16 protein-coding genes and 4 tRNA genes are annotated in these 22,581 nt (G+C 73.3%); 8 read left to right on the forward strand and 12 right to left on the reverse strand.

What is annotated here, in order from left to right; translation table 11 throughout:
• Positions 1–202: 202 nt before the first annotated feature.
• The 5 genes from ACFZAU_RS11390 to ACFZAU_RS11410 form a co-directional block, all read right to left on the reverse strand.
• Positions 203–279 (reverse strand) — tRNA-Phe (locus ACFZAU_RS11390).
• A 4-nt stretch (positions 280–283) separates the two neighbouring features.
• Positions 284–358: transfer RNA gene (locus tag ACFZAU_RS11395), tRNA-Asp, on the reverse strand.
• Positions 359–689: 331 nt separating this feature from the next.
• Positions 690–762: transfer RNA gene (locus ACFZAU_RS11400), tRNA-Glu, on the reverse strand.
• A gap of 83 nt (positions 763–845) precedes the next feature.
• Complete coding sequence (locus tag ACFZAU_RS11405) at positions 846–2,432, reverse strand: metallophosphoesterase (protein WP_500551945.1); 1,587 nt, start codon at positions 2,430–2,432, stop codon at positions 846–848.
• 81 nt (positions 2,433–2,513) lie between these two features.
• The gene (locus ACFZAU_RS11410) at positions 2,514–2,864 is read right to left on the reverse strand and encodes a metallopeptidase family protein (protein ID WP_499599646.1); all 351 of its coding nucleotides are present in this window, start codon (positions 2,862–2,864) and stop codon (positions 2,514–2,516) included.
• Positions 2,865–3,163: 299 nt separating this feature from the next.
• On the opposite strand from ACFZAU_RS11410, the gene ACFZAU_RS11415 reads away from it, so the two are divergent.
• The 6 genes from ACFZAU_RS11415 (at position 3,164) to ACFZAU_RS11440 (ending at position 10,068) form a co-directional block, all read left to right on the forward strand.
• Positions 3,164–3,676: a hypothetical protein gene (locus ACFZAU_RS11415; RefSeq protein ID WP_500551946.1), complete on the forward strand. Its 513-nt coding sequence runs from the start codon at positions 3,164–3,166 to the stop codon at positions 3,674–3,676.
• Positions 3,677–3,875: 199 nt separating this feature from the next.
• On the forward strand, positions 3,876–5,951 hold the full coding sequence (locus tag ACFZAU_RS11420) for a DEAD/DEAH box helicase (protein ID WP_500551947.1): 2,076 nt from the start codon (positions 3,876–3,878) through the stop codon (positions 5,949–5,951).
• Between the two features lie 202 nt (positions 5,952–6,153).
• Positions 6,154–7,701 (forward strand): amino acid permease, encoded by a 1,548-nt coding sequence (locus tag ACFZAU_RS11425; protein WP_500551948.1) that lies wholly within the window; start codon positions 6,154–6,156, stop codon positions 7,699–7,701.
• A gap of 90 nt (positions 7,702–7,791) precedes the next feature.
• Positions 7,792–7,864 (forward strand) — tRNA-Lys (locus ACFZAU_RS11430).
• Positions 7,865–9,055: 1,191 nt separating this feature from the next.
• Positions 9,056–9,217 carry a hypothetical protein gene (locus tag ACFZAU_RS11435; RefSeq protein ID WP_500551949.1) on the forward strand — a complete coding sequence of 54 codons (162 nt, stop codon included), beginning with the start codon at positions 9,056–9,058 and terminating at the stop codon, positions 9,215–9,217.
• A 602-nt stretch (positions 9,218–9,819) separates the two neighbouring features.
• Positions 9,820–10,068: a GntR family transcriptional regulator gene (locus tag ACFZAU_RS11440; RefSeq protein ID WP_500551950.1), complete on the forward strand. Its 249-nt coding sequence runs from the start codon at positions 9,820–9,822 to the stop codon at positions 10,066–10,068.
• Between the two features lie 218 nt (positions 10,069–10,286).
• On the opposite strand, the gene ACFZAU_RS11445 is transcribed toward ACFZAU_RS11440, so the two are convergent.
• From ACFZAU_RS11445 to ACFZAU_RS11465, 5 genes are all read right to left on the reverse strand, one after another.
• A complete protein-coding gene (locus ACFZAU_RS11445) occupies positions 10,287–10,604 on the reverse strand; it encodes a hypothetical protein (protein ID WP_500551951.1) in 318 nt (105 codons plus the stop codon).
• Between the two features lie 838 nt (positions 10,605–11,442).
• A complete protein-coding gene (locus tag ACFZAU_RS11450) occupies positions 11,443–11,874 on the reverse strand; it encodes a DUF7144 family membrane protein (RefSeq protein ID WP_500551952.1) in 432 nt (143 codons plus the stop codon).
• Between the two features lie 230 nt (positions 11,875–12,104).
• The gene (locus ACFZAU_RS11455) at positions 12,105–12,557 is read right to left on the reverse strand and encodes a hypothetical protein (protein ID WP_500551953.1); all 453 of its coding nucleotides are present in this window, start codon (positions 12,555–12,557) and stop codon (positions 12,105–12,107) included.
• 170 nt (positions 12,558–12,727) lie between these two features.
• Positions 12,728–14,638, reverse strand: a complete 1,911-nt coding sequence (locus ACFZAU_RS11460) for a SpoIIE family protein phosphatase (protein ID WP_500551954.1) — start codon at positions 14,636–14,638, stop codon at positions 12,728–12,730.
• A gap of 19 nt (positions 14,639–14,657) precedes the next feature.
• Positions 14,658–15,338: a class I SAM-dependent DNA methyltransferase gene (locus ACFZAU_RS11465; protein WP_499599654.1), complete on the reverse strand. Its 681-nt coding sequence runs from the start codon at positions 15,336–15,338 to the stop codon at positions 14,658–14,660.
• Positions 15,339–15,645: 307 nt separating this feature from the next.
• Between ACFZAU_RS11465 and ACFZAU_RS11470 the strand changes: the two genes are divergently transcribed.
• Entirely contained in the window at positions 15,646–17,586 is a 1,941-nt protein-coding gene (locus tag ACFZAU_RS11470; RefSeq protein ID WP_500551955.1) for a hypothetical protein, read from the forward strand.
• A gap of 12 nt (positions 17,587–17,598) precedes the next feature.
• On the opposite strand, the gene ACFZAU_RS11475 is transcribed toward ACFZAU_RS11470, so the two are convergent.
• On the reverse strand, positions 17,599–18,765 hold the full coding sequence (locus ACFZAU_RS11475) for an Ig-like domain-containing protein (protein ID WP_500551956.1): 1,167 nt from the start codon (positions 18,763–18,765) through the stop codon (positions 17,599–17,601).
• Between the two features lie 459 nt (positions 18,766–19,224).
• Between ACFZAU_RS11475 and ACFZAU_RS11480 the strand changes: the two genes are divergently transcribed.
• Positions 19,225–21,603 carry a DUF8508 domain-containing protein gene (locus ACFZAU_RS11480; protein ID WP_500552083.1) on the forward strand — a complete coding sequence of 793 codons (2,379 nt, stop codon included), beginning with the start codon at positions 19,225–19,227 and terminating at the stop codon, positions 21,601–21,603.
• A 57-nt stretch (positions 21,604–21,660) separates the two neighbouring features.
• Here the strand turns inward: ACFZAU_RS11480 and ACFZAU_RS11485 are convergent, their stop codons facing one another.
• The gene (locus ACFZAU_RS11485) at positions 21,661–22,545 is read right to left on the reverse strand and encodes a helix-turn-helix transcriptional regulator (RefSeq protein ID WP_500551957.1); all 885 of its coding nucleotides are present in this window, start codon (positions 22,543–22,545) and stop codon (positions 21,661–21,663) included.
• Between the last annotated feature and the right edge of the window lie 36 nt (positions 22,546–22,581).

Below are 22,581 nucleotides of genomic sequence, written 5' to 3' on the forward strand. Positions count from 1 at the left end.
CCCGGGCCGGGCCGTGGTGCGGGGCCCGCTGCGGGCGGGACGGTGGCGTTCGTCACGGCGCCGGCGCCGCGGTGCGACTGGGCGCCGGACGGCGTCAGTTGCCGCCGGCCACCGGGAGGGCCGACGGGGGGTGGCCGGCCGGGAGGAACGCGATCCTCACCGGCAACGCGAAACCCCCGCCGAGGATCTCGACGGGGGTTGCTGGTGGCTGGGGCCGGGGTCGAACCGGCGACCTATCGCTTTTCAGGCGATCGCTCGTACCAACTGAGCTACCCAGCCAGCGCGGTCCTGACGGGATTTGAACCCGCGGCCTCCACCTTGACAGGGTGGCGAGCACTCCAAACTGCTCCACAGGACCTTGCTTTGCGCTCTGCGCGAGAGACAGTCTCCCACACGTTTGTGCGTGCTCCCAACGGGATTCCGCCGCGCTGTGCGAGGGACGGATCGCCGGGAACGGGGCTACCGGTCGGTGATTCTCGGTGACCGGTCGGACACGCACTGGCGGGCCGATCTCGCTGGACCAGCGTATCAGACCCCGGGTGCCGCCACGCACGTGTGACCTGCGGGGCAGCGAGGACGGGACGCCGGGCCGGTCGCGCTGCCCGGCCCGGAAAACACAGAAGGCAGCGCCGCCGGTGAACCGGCCGCACTGCCAACGCGCATCGTCTGCGGGACGACGCAGACGTATGTGCCCCCAACGGGATTCGAACCCGTGCTACCGCCTTGAAAGGGCGGCGTCCTGGGCCACTAGACGATGAGGGCTGGGTGGCCCGCCGGGCGGATCTTCGGCACCGTCGGGACGCGTCAGCAGCATATGGGATGCGGCGGAGGATCGCCAAAACGGTTTACGGGCTGCTCGTCGCCGTGACGGAGGGACTGCCGGAGGGCGTTCCGGACGGCCTTCCGGCGGGGGAGAGGGAGGGGGCCGGGGCGCGGCCCGGCTCCACCTCCTCCGGGAGGTGGCGGGAGACCTCGGCGGTGGACAGGCCGAGCCCGCCGAGGGTGATCTCGTCCCAGGCCTGCAGTGCGTGGGTGTCCTGGTCCAGGTAGAGGACGGAGGCCTCCACCTTCTGGGGGGTGTCGCCCTCGACGGCGCGCAGCCCGCCGCCGCCGGTCGTGCCCTGCACCATCAGCCGGCTGCCCTCCTCGAGCACGTCGACGGCCCGGGTGTGGGTGTGCCCGGCGAGGATCAGCGGGACCAGGCCGTCGGTCTGGGCGGCGGCGATCGGGTTGTGGGCGATCGCGATGTCGACCTTGGCACCCGTGGTGTTCTGCGCGCGGACGGCGTCGGCCAGCTTCTGCCCGGCCAGCCGTTCCGAGGGGTCGCCGGCCGCCTCGACCGAGCGGTCCGGGGTGAACTGCGGGTCGCCGATGCCCGCGATGCGCAGTCCCTTGACCACCACCGAGCGGCCGTCGTCGACGACGTGGGCGTTGGCGCGCTCCGCGACCGCGCGCTGGCTGTCCATGGAGTCGTGGTTCCCGCGGACGAAGACGTAGGGCGCGCCGAGGTCGGGGATGGCGGAGGTGAAGCCGTTCTCGGCGGTGGTGCCGTGGTCCATCAGGTCGCCGGTGTCGACGATCACGTCGATCTTGTACTCGGCGACGACGGACTCGATGATCTGCCAGGCCACCGGGTTGAGGTGGATGTCCGAGACGTGCAGCACCCGCAGCGTGGTCGGGTCCGGGTTGTAGGCGGGCAGCGTGGACGTCGCGTCGTACAGCCGGGTCATGTTCGTCACCAGGCGGGCGAGTTCCTGCTGGTAGATGTCGAAGTCGCTGACGATGCTGCGCGCGTTGCCGACGACCGAGGGGGCGCTGCTCAGCAGGCCGGAGAAGCGGGGTTCCAGGACGCTGCGCGGGTTCCAGGTGCCGTACGCGGTGCCCGCGCAGGCCACCAGCACCGCGAGGGACAGCCCGCCGGCGGCGAGGGCCCGGCGGGGCCTGCGGTAGACGGCGAGGCCGAGGGCGGTGGCGCCGGTCAGCGCGGCCACCGAGGAGCGCAGCGCGAGTTCGGCCGTGCTGTGCCGCACGTCGGCGGTGACCTCGCTCTGCAGTCCGCTGATCCGCTCCGGGTGCCGTACGAGGGTCCGGGCCCGGTCGGGGTCGAGGGTGTCGACGTCCACGACCAGGCGCAGCGGGCCGTCGTGGCTGTCCAGCCGCAGGGCGCCCAGCGGGGAGACGTTGACCTGGGTGTCCCCGGTCCAGGACGGGTGCAGCGACATCCGGGTGTTCATCGGGCCGACCGGTTCCTCGATGCTGCCCAGCACCACCAGGCCGAGCCAGCCGCCCACCAGCGTCACCGCCAGCAGCCCGAGCGCGCCCAGGTACGGCCGGGCGGGAGGGACGGCGAGCGAGGGGGCGGGCGGTACGGCCGTGCGGCGGCGGCGCCACAGGTCACGGATACGGGGCACACGAGATCGAACGCGGACCATTGCCGACGTATGCCCCGGGCCGTCGCGAGACATGCGCCACCGGGGCGGAGTCCCCTGCCCGCCCGGCGGGGTGACCGCTGATCAGCCCCAGCCGAGTTCGTGCAGGCGCTCGTCCTCGATGCCGAAGTGGTGCGCCACCTCGTGGACGACGGTCGTGGCGACCTCCTCCACGATCTCCTCCTTCGTGGCGCACATGCGCAGGGTCGGGCCGCGGTAGATCGTGATCCGGTCCGGCAGGACGCCGGCGTACCACTCCCCGCGCTCGGTCAGCGGCGTCCCCTCGTACAGGCCCAGCAGTTCCGGATCGGCGGGGTCGGGTTCGTCCTCGACGAACACCGCCACGTTGTCCATGACGCGGGCCAGCTCCGGCGGGATCCGGTCCAGCGCGTCGCTGACCAGTTCCTCGAACGCTTCGCGTGACATCTCCAGCACACCGCCATTGTCCGCGACGGACGGCCGTTCGGGCAGCGTCCGACGCGGATCGCCTCGCCGGATCGTGCTGCCGGACCGCGCTGCCGGAGCCCGCCAAGGGCGCGCCGGGCGGGAGCCGTTCGGCGGCCCGTGCCGGGGCGGGCCGTGCGCGATGCGGCCGGGCTCGCGCCCGTACGGGCGTGTCCCCGAGGGCCGCGGGCCCGTTGGGCAGCGCGGAACCCGGTCCCGCGACGACCACCCGCCGGACCCACCGCACCGCCGGACCCATCCGTCCCGCCAGATCCACCAGAGGTGCTCCCGTGACCCCTGCCACCGCCCGTGCGCGTACGGCGGCCGTGCTGCTCCTGCCCGTGCTCGCCCTGGGCTCCGTGACCGGCTGCGTCAGCGTGGGCGGCGCGGGCGGCGACGCCCAGCCGAAGGGCGCCTCCTCCGGTGTCGCCGGGGAGGCCGGCGGGACCGGGGACAGCTGGCAGGACGGCGGGATGGTGCTGCCCGGCGGCGGCCCGGGCGGGGTGGAGGGCCGGCCCGGGGCGCTCGCGCCGGGTGCCGGTTCGCCCTCGGTGTCGGCACAGGAGTCGGTGCCGGGGCCGACCCAGGGCCCGGGCCGCTCCCACAGCGCGAAGCCCTCGGGGCGCCCTTCGTCCTCGGGGCGGCCCTCACAGTCCGCGCCGCCGTCGGACCGGCCGTCGGCGACGTCCTCGCCCGGCGACAGCTCCCCGCCGCCGTCCGGGGACGGCTCGCCCCAGCCGTCGCCGTCCAGCGCGCCCTCGGTGAACGGTGCCGCGGGGGGAGCGGGAGGGAGGGGAGCATGAGGGACCCGGGGGACCGAATTGGCCAAAGCGGTCTCGTATGCGTATGCTGGTAGATCGTTTGATCCCACTGCCCGGCGCCGAACCGAAGCGCGCCGCGTTGGCGCGTTCCTTTTCTCCTGTGGCTGACCGCATCGAGGCGGTTGTAAGCAACCTCCGGAGCTGGCGCGTGCCGAAATCTCCGAGAGGTTTTAGCTTCAGCATGTCTATTGACACTGCCGACCGTTCCGCCATGCCCATCGACACCGACGGCGCCGACGAGGCCGTCACCGAGGAGCAGACCGCTCCCGAGACCCCCAGCGTGACCTTCGGCGACCTGGGTCTGCCCGAGGCGATCGTCCGCAAGCTGGCGCAGAACGGGGTCACCACCCCCTTCCCGATCCAGGCGGCGACGATCCCCGACGCCCTGGCCGGCAGCGACATCCTCGGCCGCGGCCGCACCGGCTCCGGCAAGACCCTCTCCTTCGGTCTGCCGCTGCTCACCTCCCTGGCCGACGGCCACACCGAGCGGAAGCGCCCGCGCGGCGTGATCCTCACCCCGACCCGCGAGCTGGCGATGCAGGTCGCGGACGCGCTGCAGCCGTACGGCGACGTGCTCGGCCTGAAGATGAAGGTCGTCTGCGGCGGCACCTCCATGCAGAACCAGATCTACGCCCTGGAGCGCGGCGTCGACATCCTCGTCGCCACCCCGGGCCGGCTGCGCGACCTGATCGAGCGCGGCGCCTGCTCGCTGGACCAGGTGCGGATCGCCGTCCTCGACGAGGCCGACCAGATGGCCGACATGGGCTTCCTGCCCGAGGTCACCGAGATCCTCGACCTGATCCCGCAGGGCGGCCAGCGACTGCTGTTCTCCGCCACGCTGGAGAACGAGATCGACACCCTGGTCAAGCGGTACCTGAAGGACCCGATCACGCACGAGGTCGACCCCTCGGCGGGCGCGGTCACCACGATGACCCACCACGTCCTGGTCGTGAAGCCCAAGGACAAGGCCCCGGTCACCGCCGCCATCGCCGCCCGCAAGGGCCGCACCATCATCTTCGTCCGCACCCAGATGGGTGCCGACCGCGTCGCCGAGCAGCTGCGCGACGCGGGCGTCAAGGCCGACGCCCTGCACGGCGGCATGACCCAGGGCGCCCGCACCCGGACGCTGGCGGACTTCAAGGACGGTTACGTCAACGTCCTCGTCGCCACCGACGTCGCGGCGCGCGGCATCCACGTGGACGGCATCGACCTGGTCCTCAACGTGGACCCGGCCGGCGACCACAAGGACTACCTGCACCGTTCGGGCCGTACCGCCCGCGCCGGCCAGTCCGGCACGGTCGTCTCGCTCGCCCTGCCGCACCAGCGCAAGCAGATCTTCCGGCTGATGGAGGACGCGGGCGTCGACGCCTCGCGCCACGTCGTCGGCGGGGCCGGCGCGTTCGACGAGGACGTCGCCAAGATCACCGGCGCCCGGTCGCTGACCGAGGTGCAGGCGGACGCGGCCGGCAACGCGGCCCAGCAGGCCGAGCGCGAGGTCGCCGACCTCACCAAGTCCCTGGAGCGCGCGCAGCGCCGGGCCGCCGAGCTGCGCGAGGAGGCCGACCGCCTCACCGCGCGTGCCGCCCGTGAGCGCGGCGAGGACCCGGAGGCCGCCGTGGCCGCCGCCCAGGCCGAGGCCGCCGAGGCGGTCGCCGCCGCGGCGACCGTGCCCGCGCCGGCCGCGGAGGCGTCCGCGCCGGAGCAGCGCACCTTCCAGCGCCGCGACGACCGGGGCAACTACGAGCGCCGCCGTGACGACCGCCCGTCCTTCCGGGACCGTGGTGAGCGCGGTGACCGTGGCGACCGCGGGTACGAGCGCCGTGACGAGCGTCCGTCGTTCAACCGGGACCGCCGTGACGAGCGCCCCTCCTTCAACCGGGACCGCCGCGACGACCGCCCGTCGTACAACCGCGACCGCCGTGACGACCGCCCGGCGTTCAACCGGGACCGCCGTGACGAGCGCCCCTCGTTCAACCGCGACCGTGACCGTGACCGCGGCTTCGACCGTCGTGACGACCGCCCGGCGCGTTCCTACGACCGCCGCGACGACCGCCCGGCGCGCCCCCACGAGTCCCGCGACCGTCACTTCGGTGGCGACCGCCCCGTCAACCGGGACCGCCGCGACGACCGCCCGGCGTTCAACCGTGACCGCGACGCCAACGACCGCCGCCCGTACGGCCGTCGTGACGACCACCGCCCCAGCGGCGGCGGCTTCGACCGCCGCACGGACAAGCCGCGCTGGAAGCGCAACGGCTGACGCCCGCTGAACAGTTGAACGACCCGGAGCCCGGCAGCACTTCGCTGCCGGGCTCCCGTCGTTCCTCAGCCCGCCGCACGCCGGGCCGGGGGCGTCCGTTCCGGCCAACGAGTTCCCTGTGACCCCGGTCACGGGAGTTTCCGTCCACTTCCGGACAGGACGTGACGCATGCCGTGCCCTCCGCGGGGGAATCGCTGGGGGCATGACAATTCCAAAAGAACCGGGTGAGGCCGCGGGGCCCCCGGGCGAGGTCTCCGACGAGGAACGCCTCCGCCAACTCGGCTACACCCAGGTGCTGGCCCGCCGGATGTCCGCGTTCTCCAACTTCGCGGTCTCCTTCACCATCATCTCGGTCCTCTCCGGCTGCCTGACCCTCTACGCGTTCGGCATGAACACCGGCGGCCCCGCCGTGATCACCTGGGGGTGGCTGGCCGTCGGCCTCATGACGCTGGTCGTCGGTCTGGCGATGGCCGAGATCTGCTCCTCGTACCCCACCTCCGCCGGCCTGTACTACTGGGCCCACCGGCTCGCCCCGCCGCGCAGTGCCGCCGCCTGGGCCTGGTTCGCGGGCTGGTTCAACGTGCTCGGCCAGGTCGCCGTGACCGCCGGCATCGACTTCGGCGCCGCCAGCTTCCTCAACGCCTACCTGGACCTGCAGTTCGGCTTCAGCAGCACCCCGGGCCACACGATCGTGCTCTTCGCGGCGATCCTGGTGCTGCACGGACTGCTCAACACCTTCGGCGTCCGCATCGTCGCGCTCCTCAACGACATCAGCGTCTGGTGGCACGTGCTCGGCGTCGGCCTGATCGTCGGCGCGCTCGCGTTCGTGCCGGACCGGCACCAGTCGACGTCGTTCGTCTTCACCCACTTCGTCAACAACACCGGCTGGGGCAGCAGCTTCTACGTGGTCCTGCTCGGCCTGCTGATGGCGCAGTACACCTTCACCGGCTACGACGCCTCCGCGCACATGACCGAGGAGACCCACGACGCCGCCACCGCCGGGCCGCGCGGCATCGTCCGCTCCATCTGGATCTCCTGGATCGCCGGCTTCGTGCTGCTGCTCGGCTTCACGTACGCGATCCGCTCCTACGACCAGGTCCTCGACACGCCGACAGGTGTCCCCCCGGCGCAGATCCTCATCGACGGCCTCGGCGACGTCGGCGGCAAGCTCCTGCTGCTCGTCGTCATCGGCGCCCAGCTCTTCTGCGGGATGGCCTCCGTCACCGCCAACAGCCGCATGATCTACGCCTTCTCGCGGGACGGGGCGCTGCCCCTCTCCTCGGTCTGGCACCGCATCAACCCGCGCACCAAGACCCCCACCAACGCCGTCTGGCTGGCCGCCCTGGGCGCGCTCGTCCTCGGCCTGCCGTACCTGATCAACCTGACCGCGTACGCCGCCGTGACCTCCATCGCGGTCATCGGCCTCTACATCGCGTACGTCATCCCGACCTTCCTGCGGCTGGGCAAGGGCGACGACTTCGAGCGCGGCCCCTGGCACCTCGGCCGTTGGTCCCGCCCGATCGGGGTGGTCGCCGTGTCCTGGGTCGTCTTCATCACCGTGCTCTTCATGCTGCCCCAGGTGAGCCCGGTCACGGTCGACACGTTCAACTACGCGCCGATCGCCGTCCTGGTCGTCCTCGGCTTCGCGGCGACGTGGTGGTTCGTCTCCGCCCGCCACTGGTTCCTCCGCGACCGGGGTCCCGCCTCCGCCGAGGTTCCCGTACCCGCCCCGGCCGACACCCCCGGCTGACCGGTCCCGCCCGCCCGCCGGCGCCGGCCGCGCCGCACGGGCCGAATGCGCTCGGAGCCACGGCCGCCGTCCGGCTATGCTGCGGGGTGCGGGCCGTTAGCTCAATTGGCAGAGCAGTGGACTTTTAATCCATTGGTTGTGGGTTCGAGTCCCACACGGCCTACCCGCAGGCGGTTGGTCTCGCCACCGCTGTCCTGCGTGAATGCGGCCCCACCGGTCTCGACCGATGGGGCCGCAGCCCGTTCTTCGGCCTCGAAGATCGAGTGCTGGCCCGCTGCCGGCCCGAAGTGCCGACGATCACGTCTTGCCCAACTCGCTTCACCCGGGACATGGGTGAGCCCCCACCGCGGGGGACGGTGGGGGCTCGACCGTCACCGTTTGCGACTCCGCCGGGAAGCGTCGCAACCTGAGAGTGCGACCCCGTCAAAGCGGAACGAGATTCAGCCCTCACCCGGGCGGGGCCGCTCATGCGCCCGCCCGGCCGTCCAGGGCCATCTTCGGCTGGGCGGCCTCACGGACGCGGCCCCGTCGATCCTGCCGCACACAGACGACGGGGCCGCTTGGCGCAGGGAAGGGCCCCGCGTCGCCAGCGGGGCCCGGTGCTGTGAGCTGACAGCGGCACGAGCCTAGGTGCGCGCAGGCGTCACCGGGGAGCGACGCGCCACAAAGCGCCGGAGTGGCGCGCCCGTCACCCGGCTGCTCGGTTCGACTGGTAGTCGCTGCATCGGTCGGGGCACGCTAGACGGCGCGCTTGTGGTCGTCCACCCCCCGAGACACCGCGAGCAAGAGAAGGGCCCCTGTCGCGGCGAAGCGACAGAGGCCCTTCTCATTTCGACCGCTCACCGGAGGCGGTCTGGAGGACCATCCGACTCACAGCCTCAGAGTGCGCGTGCGCCATCCAAGACCGGCACGCATCCTGAGACAGCGGTCCCGCCCAGGGCACTCCCGCCCGCCCCGTGGCGGGACCGTCCGGCTGGCTTCCGCTCTCTGGCTGGTGGTGGGGCCTCGCCAGGACCTGGCCGCAGGCGCATGCTGGGGGTGTGGCCCTGTCGACCGCTCGCCCGAAAGCTGCCCCCAGGGCAGGGCCGCACATGCGCCCGCCCGGCCATGCGAGATGGTCCACGCGGCTGGCCGGACGGGCTCGGAGTCGTGGTCCTGCCGAACGTCCTCCCCCTCATCTCGGCGGGACCGCACAAGCGTCCGCCCGGCTGGGCGTGTGTGTAATCCGTGAGGCCCGGGCCTCAGTCGGGCGGGCTCCAGACTTGGGGAGCGCCAGACATTGTCATGCTCACGGGTTGCCCGTTGCCCCCGCCTGGGAAGTGTGTACTGAGCAGCCATCGACAGGGGAGGGCTAGTGACCGACGAGCAGAAGATCCGCGCCGCGGCATTACAGGCGGCGGCCACGGCCATGGCTGGCACCCGGGCCAAGGACGACAAGGAATCGCCCACTACCTACGCCAATCGCGTCAAGACCCTCGCCAAGGCTTTCGAGCCGTACATCAAGGGAAGGGCCTAAGCGAGCGGCCGCTCAAGGGCATGATGAAGCCCCCACCGCCGGGGTGCGGTGGGGGCCCAAGCCATCGACCTCCCGAGTCGCTTCGCCGTCGGAGGCCGGCGGCAGCTCTACAGGGAGTACATGCGTGCACGCGCGGTGCCCTCCCGGCGTCGGCACGCCCTGGTGTCTGCGCACAGGACGAAGATGCCGCCCGGGCCGGAGCCGGACTCAACCAGGTAGGACCGGCCGTCCACGGTCTCCTTCTGGCAACGGGCGCAGGTGCCGGAGACGCGCTCCTCAGGGGCCCCGCTCACGGCCTGCCAGCCCGGGCAGCGCATTGAGCCTGTCGGGAGGCGCACGCGGGGCACGCTGCGAGGTGATCCAGGTAGGCGCGGTGGGTGGTGTGGACAACCCCTTCAAGCCGTCGTAGTTGGGCGGCTACGCGCGGGGCGTGCTGTGCGGCACCGTGAGCCATGTCGACCCCTTCCCGGTCGGCCACGCCTCGGGGCCGTTGACGCGGCCGCCGAAGGCTTTCTCGTCCTTCGACCTTACCGCGCCTTACCGCGCCTTGCTGAGGGTTGCTGCGGTCGCGCGGCATGGCGCGGGAACCTACGGTCGCGAGCATGGGACCGGATCTTGATCGCACGCGCGCGGTGTGGAAGCAGGTCGTGGCGCTCGTCATCGACCGCATCAAGGACGGCACCTATCCGCCCGGCAGTCGCGTCCCGTCCACGCTGGAGCTGGCGACCGAGCTGGGCATCGCCACGTCGACGAGCCAGAAGGCGCTCGCTCACCTGCGCAACGAGGGCTGGCTACGCGGCGAGACCGGCATCGGAACGTTCGTCGCCGATCAGCCGCCGGCCGATGGCTGATCGTCTGGCCGAATGCGATCCAGTCGCCCCGGCATGATCCCCATAGCGTTGCCCCGACCCAGAACCGCACACAACGGGAGGGCGCATGAGCGACATCGGATGGCCGTCGGCCGACATTCAGTGGGGCTACGACATTCAGTGGTAGACCCCTGAACGCACGAGAGCGCCCCCTGCCCGACCCGTGATGGGCCAGGCAGGGGGCGCTTCGTTGTGGGGGGTCAGGCGATGCGGTGCAGGCGGAGCCAGGATCCGGCGCGCAGGATGGTCGGGGTGGCGGACAGGACGGTCTGTGCCCAGCGGAGGCGGAGCGTTCCGGCTGTGCCGCTGGTGCGAACGACGCCGCGGTCGGCGTCCGCATCCACGTACATGTCGAGGGCGTGCACGGCGTTCGTCGCCATGGACAGCGCCAGGTGCTCGTCATCCTGCAGCGCGGTCACGCTGATGGCCTGCTCGTCCGCGGTCTTGTGGACGGCGCGGGTGCGGCCGACGACGTCCGCCGTACTGGACAGAAAGTTGTTCGTGGGCGCGCTGCGCACGATTGAGCTGTTGAAGGAACTCAGTTGAGGGGGACGGCTTGTACCCCCACAGTTGCGTGGGTCAGGGTGACCCCCCGCAAACGGCAAGTCCGTACCAAGGCTGGCGTGAGATCATCCGCCGATGTCAGCAACTCACTGGATGGGTTCGGCGGTCTACTCCGCGGGCGGGATTCTCGGTCTCGTCGTTGCGGCCGCCGAGGTGAAGCGACGCCAATGGCTCCCTGCTATTCGGTCCCTGCTTGTCGTAGCAGGTGCGGCCTGCATGGCTGCCAGTGATAGGGACCATGCGAGCCCTGGCACGCTTGCCGCGACCATTCTCTTCGCAGCGGGCATCGGCCTCACGGTGTATCTCCCGTGAACCGACCGCGACTTCACAGGCTGATCGGGCAGTCCTCGCACAGGCGGCGGCGCCCCCTCGAACGGTGAGGGCCGGCGCTCGCCACAAGCGCCGGCCCTCTGCTCTCCGCACCCAAGAAGCCACTGATGGATGGGACCTTCAGCGTAGCGGCGGGCGGTGACAACGGGGCGTCTCGGCGTAGCGTCGTGGTGTTGGTGAAGGCCACCTGACCTGCGGGTTCGGGGCCTTTCTACTGGCCCACTGCCGGCCCGAACGCCAACCAAGGGGAGCCGACGGCAGCCCACTGGGGCGTGACGAAGGGTGGTTATCCACCCCTCCGGAACTGGGCTTACGGCAAGTCCGGTCTACGGGAGCCGATCCGGACGTCATCCGGACAGGGCCGCTCGGTCTTCCGCCCGGTGGGCGAGGCGTCGGCCGGCCCGAGGGGCGGGCGATCACGTACGTGGCGAGCGGCGGCCCTCGCAGGGTCCGGCTCCCGGTTCACACGCCGCCGCTGGTCCCGACGTGGAACCTCGTCAGCGCGAACACGATGATGAGGTCGAGCACCATCACGGGAATGGCCCATGCGGGGTAGTAGGGAACGAACATGAACTGGGTGATCAGGCTGATCCCGGCCGCTGCCGCACCCGCCCCGCGACCCCAGCTCTTGTTCGTCAGGGCTCCCGCGGCGGCGGCGACGAGCACCACGCCGACGACGAGGTGGATCACGCCCCACGTGGTCAGGTCGAACCGGTAGGCGTACCGGGACGAGGAGAAGAACAGCGAATCCTTCGCGATGCCGCATGCGCCCATGAGGACGCTGAGCGTTCCGCTGAGCAGGAGCAGGGCCCCGGCGACCTGGGACGCCGTGTTCGGCGTCCCGCTGCCGCCGGGCCTCCCAGGACCTCGCTGTGCGTCGGGTGTCGCTGTCATGGCCGCTGCCTGCCTTCCTGTGCGGCGCGGTCACCGGCGCACCCTGTCCGTGCGGAGGCGGCCGCGCTTCTCCGTCAGCATCGCCACAACTCTTCGATGCCGCGACCGCAGCCGCTCGCCGGTGGGGCGCCCGTCACCCGTATGCCGCGCCCCGTGCGGCATGGCGGGGCCCCCGTCCGGAGTACGTCCGGACGGGGGCCCGTGGTGTTCCGGGAGGCCCGGCGGCGGGGTCAGGCGCCGCAGAACTTCAGGCTCTTCAGGGCGTCGTTGATGGCCTTGCCCTGGGCCTCGGTGAGCTCGTTGCCGTGGTACGTGAAGCGCCGGCTCGCCTCGGCGTCCGCCTGGGGGTCGTTGCTGTTGATGGCCGCGCACTGCTGGCGGGCGGCCTCGACGGCCTTGTCGGGGTCCTTGGCGAAGTCGGGGTTGATGGCCTGCAGGGCCGCGATGAGGGCGGTCCGCTCGGCTCCCGTGGGAGCGGACGGGATGCCGCTGGCGGTCAGGGCGTCGCCCTGGTCGGTCAGGGTGTGGTCCTCGTCCGTCTGGTCGGTCTTGGCCACCGGGGACTGCGAGGACGCGGCGGTCTCGGGTGCGGTGGCGGTGGTGTCGGCGGAGGAGCCGCATCCGCTGAGGGTCAGGCTGGTGACGGCGATCAGCAGGGCGCTTGCGGCGATGTGAGTGCGCATGCCCGGATTATTACGGTTCGCCCCGCCTTATGTGGCGGAGGCGGTACGCGGCACGGCTGTGACATCCGCGCGGCCCGCCCGGATGGGTGTGCCGCCGCGCGACGTACGGCCACCGGACCCAAGTCGTCCGCTCCGGAGCGGTGATGACGGGCCGCCACCGCCGCCCGCCGCTACGCCGGGTTCGTGCCCCGTCGGCGGGCCTCGTCGGGGATGGGGAGTTCGAACCAGACGACCTTGCCCGTGCCCAGGCGGCGGGCACCCCAGTGGTCGGCGAGGTGGTCGACGACGTACAGGCCGCGGCCGTTCTCCTCCTCCGCTCCGGCCCGGCGCACCCGGGGGACCAGGGGCGAGTCGTCGCCGACCTCGCAGCGCAGCACGTCGGTGCGGAGCAGGCGCAGGGTGATGGGTCGGGAGGCGAAGCGGACGGCGTTGGTGACCACCTCGCTGACGAGCAGTTCGGTCGTCTCCAGCATCGGGTCCAGGCCCCAGCGGTGCAGGGCGCGGCGGGTCAGCCGGCGGGCCCGGCAGGCGGTCTCGGGCTGCGGGGCGAGGTACCAGTAGGCGACGCTGTGCGTGGGGAAGCCGTCGAAGCGGGCGGCGAGCAGGGCGATGTCGTCGTCGCGGGAACCCCCGGGCCCGAGGTCGCCGAGCGCCTGGTCGCACAGCGCCTCCAGGGGCGGCGGGACGAGGTCGCGGCCGGGGGTCTGGACGCGGGCGAGCAGGTTCTCGACCCCGGTCCAGATGTCGTGGCCGCGGGACTCCACCAGGCCGTCGGTGTAGAGGAACAGCGTGGCCCCGGTGGGCGCGGGCATCTCCACCGTCTCGAAGTCGACCCCGCCGACGCCGATCGGCGCGCCCGCGGGCACGGGCAGCACCTCGCCCTTGCCGCCGGGGAGCAGGACGACCGGCGGCAGATGGCCGGCGTTGGCGATCAGCAGCCGGTGCGAGATGGGGTCGTAGACCGCGTACAGGCAGGTGGCGATGTGCTCGATGCCCAGGCGCTGCGCCTGTTCGTCGAGGTGGTGCAGGACCTCGTCCGGCGGCAGGTCGAGCCCGGCGAGGGCCTGCACGCTGGTGCGCAGCTGGCCCATGATCGCGGCGGAGGTCATCGAGTGGCCCATCACGTCGCCGACGACGAGCGCGACGCGGCTGCCGGGCAGCGGGATGGCGTCGTACCAGTCGCCGCCCACCCGCGCGGTCTCCGAGGCGGGCAGGTAGCGGGTGGCCAGCCGCACCCCGGTGGGCTCGGGGAGGGAGGCCGGGAGCATGGTGCGCTGCAGCGCGTCGGCGACGGACGCCTCGTGCCCGTACATCAGCGCCTTGTGGGCGCCGAGCGCGGTGTGGGTCGCCAGTTGCGAGGCGACCAGCAGGTCGTCGGCGGTGAAGGGGGGCCGCTCCGGGCGGCGCAGCAGGGTGAGGGTGCCCATGAGGCGGTTGCGGCCGTGCAGCGGGGCGATGATCAGACGGCGGCCGGGCGGCAGCGTCCCGGGCGGGCCGGACACCGGGCCGAGCAGCTCCCTGACGGCGGGGGCGATGCCCGGGGCGTCGCCGAAGACCGGGCGGCCTTCCCTGAGCAGCCGGGTGAGCCGGCCGGTGGTGCTGAGCCGCACGCACTCCGACACCCCGTTCCGGCCCGGGCGGTTGACGCACCGCAGCGCGATCTGCGGCGGCTCCGGCGCCGCGGCCTCCGCGTCCGGCGACGGCAGCGGCGGGTGCGCCGGGGGCGGCGGCTCCGGGGTGCGCCGCTGCGTGGGGTGCAGGTGCAGGACCACGGCGTCCGCCGGGTCCGGGCCGCCCTCCAGCCCCTCCCCGGTCAGCAAGGGATCGTGCAGATGGACGAAGATCACGTCGGCGAAGGCCGGTACGGCCGCCGCGTCCAGCTCGCGCAGCGTCTCGTCCAGGTCCATGCCTGCGGCGATGCGCCGCGTCGCCGCGTCGAGGTAGCGCAGCCGGTCGGTCTGCGGCTGCCCGGGCGCGCGCGGCGCGTCCGCGTCGCGGGGCCAGGTGGCGTGCCGCGCGGGCGGTTCCGCCCCGCCCCCGGCCGGGCCGGGGTCCTCGCCGGGGGTGCGGTGCGGCGCCACGTCCCGGTCCCGTCCCGACTCAGCCGATCCGCCGGCAGCACAGGAAGACCTGTTCCTCCGGCGGTACGTCGCTGAAGGCCGGGGCGTAGGTGTACGAGAACTCCTTGACGATCTCGAAGCCGCCCGACTCGATGACGTGCAGCAACTCCTCCCGGAGGTAGCCGGAGACGCGGATGGTGCAGCCGAGGAACGGGATGGAGAAGTCGTCCACGTCGGCCTCCACCATCGACAGCGCGAACAGCCCGCCCGGGAGCAGGAGATGGTGGATCGTGCGGAGGGCGTGCGGGATCTCGGCGCGCGGCAGCATCAGCAGGGAGAAGAAGGCCGCGACGGCGTCGAAGCGCCCGAGTGCGACCGGGCCGCCGGGGTAGAGGTCGGCGACGTCCAGCTGGTGGAAGGTGGCGTCCGGGACGTACGTACGGGCGAGTTCGATCATGCCCTCGGAGAGGTCGACGCCGACGACGTCGAACGCCGCGTCGCTGAGCTGCCGGGCGGTCGGGAGTCCGGTGCCGCAGCCGAGGTCCAGCACCCGGGACCCGGGCGGCAGGGTGTCCACGAGCCACAGTCCGGCGGAGAACTGCCCCTCCTTGTGCGGGAACGCCTCGTCGTAACGGTCACCGATGGCGTCGAAGGCCTCGGCCTGGCCGCTCCGGTCAGGCCGGCCGCTCTGGTAACCGCGCCAGACGGTCCTGTCGATCACGAAGACATCCCTTTCGTGCCCCCCTCCAATTATCCCGTGGAGTCCTTCCGACGCCTCTCGATGACAGCCGTCCCTCTGGCCACGGGGAACACGGCAGTCAGGCAGGGCATCAGGGTCACCCGGGGCGTCCGGGTCGTCTCTCTCCGTGCGCGGGCGGGGCCGCCGTGGCCCCCGTTACGGACGGGGCGCGTGCGCCGGGGTGTTCCGCGCCCGTATCGTGGGGCCACCGCGAGCACGCCGGCCCGGGGCCGCTCCGCCGCGCGTACGCCGCCGACGCCCACCGCACTTGCCAGGAACCGGACCTCATATGACCGCACCCTCCTTGCACAGCACCGCCGACATCGCCTCCCTCCCCGCGGAGGCGCGCGACGACCTGCGCGCCTACGCGGAGCTCGGCGGCTTCACGCTGACGACCGACACCCATGCCTGGTACGCCGCCGCGGACACCGTCGCCGGCCCCGAGGAGGCCCGCGCCGCCTCCACCGTCCTCGCGGAACTGCGCGGCCGTGACCTGCCCGCGCTGCGCGCCACCGCGCTCCGCCTGGAGGAGGCCGAGGCCCTGGGCATCGACGCCCCCCGCACGGTGGCCGAGAGCGGCCGGGCCGTGTCCCTGCTGCTGCGGGTACGGCTGACGCTGCGCACGCTGAACGCCGACGTGTACGACGTGGCCGAGGGCGAGCTGGACGAGTACGTCGCCGCCACCGCGAGCGGCGCCTGGCGCCGGGACCGCGGCGTGAAGGTCACCTGGCTGCGCCGCCGGTCGCTGCGCGGACGCGTCCGCGGGCTGGCCACCGGACGGCCGCGGCGCGACGCCGTGCACACCGCCCTGGCCTCCGCGGCCGCCGAGCGCAACGACTGGGCCGCCCTCGGCGGCACCGGCCGCCCGGCCGTCCCCACCGACGCGGACTTCCTCGACGACGCCTCCCGCGCCGCCGAGGCCGCCGGCACCGGGCTCACCGAGCTGGGCCGCCTCCTGCGGCCCGAGGCCGCGCTGGACACCCTCCCCTTCGCCGAGCTCGCGGAGCTCCTCGACCGCCTCGCCGCGGACGAGGGCACGCTGTACCGGCTGCCCAACCTCAAGGCCACCCGGGCCCGGCTGGAGGAGCAGGGCCTCGGCGCGGTGCTCGCGGAGCTGACGGAGCGCCGGGCGGACACGGCCGAGGTCGTCGCGCTGCTGGGCGAGGCGGAGACCCCGGAGGCCCCGGTCGCGGAGACCCCTGTCGCGGAGACCCCGGTCGTCCCCGAGCCGCGCACGACGGCGGAGGGGGACGCGGAGCCGGAAGCGGAGTCCGTGGTCGAGGCGGAAGCCGTCGAGCCCGAGCCGGTCGTGGAGCCGGAGGAGCCTGCGGCCGAGGCCGTTCCCGCTGAGGCGGAGGCTGTGGTGGCTGAGGCTGCCGCACCTGCTGCTGAGTCGGAGCCGGTTGTCGAGGCGGAGGCCCCGGTCGAGTCCGAGGCGGTCGCGGAGGCGGTTGCCGAGGAGGTCGTCGAGGCGGAGCCCGTGCAGGAACCGGCGGTTGAGGCCGAGCCCGAGTCGGTCGTGGAGCCGGAGGCAGTTTCTGCGGAGGCCGAGGCCTCCGTCGCGGAGACCGCGCACGAGCCCGCTGCGGAGCCGGTTGCCGAGGAGGTCGTCGAGGCGGAGCCCGTGCAGGAACCGGCCGTTGAGGCCGCGGCCGAGGCCGTTCCTGCTGAGGCGGAGCCGGTGGCTGAGGCTGCCGCACCTGCTGCTGAGTCGGAGCCGGTTGTCGAGGCGGAGGCCCTGGTCGAGGCCGAGGCCGTTCCCGCTGAGGCGGAGCCGGTGGTTGAGGCTGACGCACCTGCTGCCGAGCCTGAGCCGGTTGCTGAGGCCGAGTCGGTCGTTGCGCCGGAGGAGCCCCCCGCGGAGGCCCCCGTCGAGGCCGAGGAGGTTCCCGTCGAGGAGCCCGTGCAGGAACCGGCCGTTGAGGCCGAGGCCCCGGACGAAGCCGCTCCCGCTCAGGCCGAGCCGGTGGCGGAGGCTGACGCACCCGTCGCTGAGTCCGAGCCTGAGCCCGAGGGGCGGCCGGAGAGGCCGGCGGTCACGCCGGGGAAGGCCGTGACGGCGTATTCGGCGGAGGAACTGACCGCGCTGGTGCGGTGGATCGACGGCGACGGCGAGAAGCGGTCGGACGACGAACTGCTGCGTGCCGCGATGAAGGAGCTGGGCTTCGCCCGGCTGGGCCCGCGCATCAAGGAGGCCCTCGGCACGGCCGTGGCCGAGGCGCGCGGCTGACGGGGCCGCGCGTCAGCCGGCGCGCGGCAGGGGCTTGGCGACGACCCGCACCAGGACGGTGCGGGTCGTCGCGTTCCGGCAGGCGTCGGTGATGGTCGCGGTGAACGCGTCGGTGCCGGAGAAGTCCTCGTGCGGGGTGTAGGAGAAGAGGCCGTTGGCCTGCTGGACGAGGACGCCCCGCGCGGGTTCGCTGTGGGCGGTGACGGCCGTCCCGTTCCCGGTGACGTCCTCGAGGACGTCACCGGTGGCGTGGCCGTGCGGGCCGGACGTGACGCGGAGCCGCCCCGGCACGAGGACGGGCCGGGCGACGACGTAGACGCGGTGCGCGGCGCGGTCGGAGACGTAGAGCCGTCCGCCGGGGGCGAGGGCGGTGCCCCACGGGCGCTTCAGGGGGGTGGCCCCGGAGGAGCGGGCGCGGGGTGGGGGGTAGAGGAGGGAGCCGTCCTCCGTGACCGCGAGTCCGTGGACGTCGCCGGGGGCGAGCCGGGCGGCGCCGGGTACGGGGGTGACCCGGCCGTCGTGGTCGATGCGCCGGACGCGGCCGTCGACGACGGCGTAGACGTCGCCGGCGCGGTCGGCGGCCAGGGCGCCGACGGTGGCGCCGGGGAAGTAGCGGGCCGGGGCCTTGCCGCCGGGTGGGATCCGCCGCAGTCCGCCGGCCGGGCCGCCCGAGACGTACACGGAGCGGTCGCCGCCGACGGCGACGGCGTCGTGCCGGCCGGCCTCGGCGAGCAGCGTGGTGGCGCCGTGGCCGTCGGCGCGTACGGAGACGGCCTTGCCCTCGCCGGAGACGTAGACCGTGCCGTCCCGGCCGACCGCGAGGCCGTACGGGGCGAAGTCGGTGGTCGCGAAGGTCGTGATGACGGGGGCGGCGCCGGCCTTGCCCGCCGTGACGCGGCGGACGGCGCGGTTGCCGGAGTCGGCGATGTAGAGGCGGCCCGCGCTGTCGGTGGCGAGTCCGGCCGGGTCGCGCAGGGCGGCCGTGGTGGCGGCGGCCCCGTCGCCGCCGCGGCCGGGCTTGCCGCTGCCGGCGTAGGCGACCGGGGCGCATCCGGCGGCGGGGGCCGCCGGGGCGGCGGTGCCCGGGGCCGGGGTGAGCAGGACGGCGGCCGCCGCCAGCAGGGCCGCGGCGAGGGGCGGCCGGTGGCGGCGGCCGGGCCGTCCGAGGGGTGGGCGCACGTCGGGCTCCGCGGGATGAGGTGGGGCGACCGGTACTGACGGGACGTCACCAATGTGGCAACCCCGGCCCGTCCCGGCGCGCCGGGTGACCCATCGGGGGGTCGCCCGAACGGTGGCGGCCGGTTGCGGGGGTGCCCTCTGAACCCGTCTCCTCCGTCGACGGCGGCCGGCGGCCCACGGGCCGTCACGCGCCCAGGTGAGGTGAGGGGGCGTGGGCGGCCCCGGCCGGAGGTGCCGGTGCACGGGGGGCCGCCGCGGGCTCGCGTGTCGTGGTCACGCCAGGGCGAACTCGCAGAATTAACCTCATCGCCCTTGTCATGTGTCTTTCTACGCGCGTAACTTGAGCCGGTCCGCCGTGCGCTGCCCGTCGTCGACGGGTTGTTGGACCCGATAGGAGAAACCCTCGTGCCGATCGCCAGACCGAGCCGACACCGCAACCGCGCCGCGGCGCTCGCGCTCATATCGACCGGAATCGCCGCGTCCGTCGTCCTGACCGGGCTGCCCGCCGCCCACGCGACCCCCTCCAGCGGGGCGGTCGTCGCCGAGGTGTACGGCGGCGGCGGCAACTCCGGCGCGACGCTGACCAACGACTTCGTGGAGCTCGCGAACGCCGGTTCGGCCGCGTACGACCTGGCCGGCTACAGCGTGCAGTACCTGCCCGGTACGCCGTCCGCCGCCTCCAAGTGGCAGGCGACCACGCTGACCGGTGCGATCGCCCCCGGCGGCCGCTACCTCGTGTCGGAGTCCGCGGGGACCGGCGGCACCACGCCGCTGCCCGCCGCCGACGCCAGCGGCTCCATCGCAATGAGCGCGACCAGCGGCACCATCGCCCTGGTCAACGGCACCACGCCGCTCACCTGCATCACCGCCGCGGACTGCGCGGCCGACCCGCGCGTGGTCGACCTCGTCGGCTTCGGCAGCGCGGTCGTGCGCGAGGGCAGCGGCCCCGTCGCCGGCGCGAGCAACACCGCCTCCGTTGCCCGCGGCACGTCCCTGGCCGACACCGACGACAACGCCGCCGACCTCACCGCCGGTGCGCCGACCCCGGTCAACGCCGCCGGCCAGACCCCGGGCGGCGGCACCACGGACCCGGATCCCGACCCCGAGCCGACCGAGCCCGGCACCACCCGCGTCCACGACATCCAGGGCACCACCCGGGTCTCCCCGCTCAAGGGCCAGACCGTCACCCGGGTCCCCGGCATCGTCACCGGCGTGCGCACCACCGGTTCCAAGGGCTACTGGATCCAGGATCCAGAGGCCGACGCCGACGCCCGCACCAGCGAGGCCGTGTTCGTCTACACCGGCTCCGTCACGCCCACCGTCGCCGTCGGCGACAAGGTGCTGGTGACCGGCAAGGTCTCCGAGTACTACCCGAGCACCGGCAGTCAGTCGGTCACCGAGGTCACCGGCCCGACCACCACCGTGCTCTCGGCCGGCAACGCCCTGCCCGCCCCCGTCACGCTGGGCGCGTCCACCGTCCCGGCCGCTTACGCGCCGGACGCCGGCGGCGGCAGCATCGAGGGCCTGGCGCTCGACCCGGCCCACTACGCGCTGGACTTCTACGAGGCCCACGAGGGCGAGCTGGCGCGGTTCGCCAAGGCCCGCGTCGTCGGCGGCACGACCGCGTTCCACGAGGTCTGGGTGACGGTGAAGCCCACCGAGAACCCCACCCGGCGCGGCGGCACGGTCTACGGCTCGTACGCCCAGCCCAACACCGGCCGCATCAAGGTCATGTCGATCGGCGCGGGCGTCGACGTCCCGACCGCCGACGTCGGTGACGAGCTGACCGGCACCACCACCGGCCCGATCGACTACGACGGCTTCGGCGGCTACAACCTCCAGGCCACGCAGCTCGGATCGCTGGTGGACAAGGGTCTCAAGCGCGAGGTGACCCGCAGGCAGAAGGGCGGCGAGCTCGCGGTCGCCACGTACAACGTGGAGAACCTCGACCCCAGCGACCCGGCCGACAAGTTCGCGCGGCTCGCCGACGGCGTCGTCACCAACCTCTCCTCGCCCGACATCGTGGCGCTGGAGGAGATCCAGGACGACAACGGCGCCACCGACGACGGCACCGTCACCGCCGGCCAGACCCTGCGGAAGTTCACGGACGCCATCGTCGCGGCCGGCGGCCCCCGCTACAGCTGGCGCTCGGTCGACCCGACGAACGACACCGACGGCGGCGAGCCCGGCGGCAACATCCGCCAGGTCTTCCTCTTCGACCCGCACCGCGTGCAGTTCACCGACCGCGCCGGCGGCGACGCCACCACCGCGGTCAAGGCGGTCAAGACCCGCAAGGGCGCCGAGCTGTCGGTCTCCCCCGGCCGGATCAACCCGGGCAGCGAGGCGTGGAACGCCAGCCGCAAGCCGCTGGTCGGCGAGTTCCGCTTCCACGGCAAGCCGGTCTTCGTCATCGCCAACCACTTCAACTCCAAGGGCGGCGACCAGCCGCTGCACAGCGTCAACCAGCAGCCGGTGCGCAGCTCCGAGACCCAGCGGAAGCTGCAGGCCACCGAGGTCAACACCTTCGTGAAGTCGCTGCTCGCGGCCGACCGCGACGCCAACGTCGTGGTCCTCGGCGACCTCAACGACTACGAGTTCTCCGGCACGGTGTCCACCCTCACCTCGGGCGGCGTGCTGAAGGACCTGCTGACGACGCTGCCGCAGTCGGAGCGCTACACCTACGTCTACGAGGGCAACTCGCAGTCGCTGGACCACATCCTGCTCAGCCCGGCGCTGCGCCGCTTCGACTACGACGTGGTGCACATCAACGCGGAGTTCGCCGACCAGGCGAGCGACCACGACCCGCAGATCGTCCGCATCAAGCCGGACGGCTGCTGAGGCACGCACCCCCGACGAGGGCGGCACCGGCGCGACGCCGGTGCCGCCCTCGCGGCGTCACCGGGGGTCGGGCTCCGGGTCGGGGAAGCCGCTGGCGGGCGCGTCGGATCCGGTCCAGGCGGCCAGCAGTTGCAGGGCCGCCTCCGAGGTGGAGCCGGGCTCGGCGGTGTGGATGCACACCAACTGGTCGCCGTCGCCGGCGAAGAGCACGTGCTCGTACGACAGGGTGAGGTCGCCGACGACGGGGTGGTGGTAGAGCTTCACCCCGTGCGACCTCTGCCGCACGTTGTGGTCGGCCCACCAGGCCCGGAACTCGGCGCTCTTGATGGTCAGCTCGCCGACCAGCTCGGTCAGCCCCGGGTCGTCCGGGTGGCGCGCCGCGTCCAGCCGCAGGGCGGCGACCGTCTCGGCGGCGTGCTTGTCCCACTCCCGGTGCAGGTCGCGGGCCGCGTCGTCGAGGAACATGAAGCGGGCGAGGTTGCGGTCGCGCAGCGGCAGCGCGTCGAAGTCGGTGAGCAGCGTGCGGGCCAGCCGGTTCGCGGCCAGTACGTCGGTGCGGCGGCCGACGACGAGGACGGGGGTGCGGTCGCCCAGCAGGTCCAGCACGCGGTAGACCTCAGGGCGCACCCGCTGCGGCCGCAGCGGCCTGCGGCGGGCCGGGGTGCGGTGCCGCGCCAGCTCGAAGAGGTGGGCGCGCTCGGCGGCGTCCAGCCGCAGGGCCCGGGCGACGGCGTCCAGCACCGCCTCCGAGACATTCTGGTGCCTGCCCTGCTCCAAACGGGTGTAGTAGTCGGTGCTCACCCCGGCCAGCCGCGCCAGCTCCTCCCGCCGCAACCCCGGCACACGGCGCGGCGCACCGGTGACGGTGATGCCGGCGTCCTGCGGGCTCAGCCGGTTCCTGCGGGCCCGCAGGAAGTCCCTGAGCTCGGCGTTGTGCTCCATGTGTTCCAGTATGGGCGGCCGATCATGGGGCGGCCC

This window comes from Streptomyces sp. NPDC008238, from assembly GCF_042956445.1.
Lineage (GTDB): Bacteria > Actinomycetota > Actinomycetes > Streptomycetales > Streptomycetaceae > Actinacidiphila.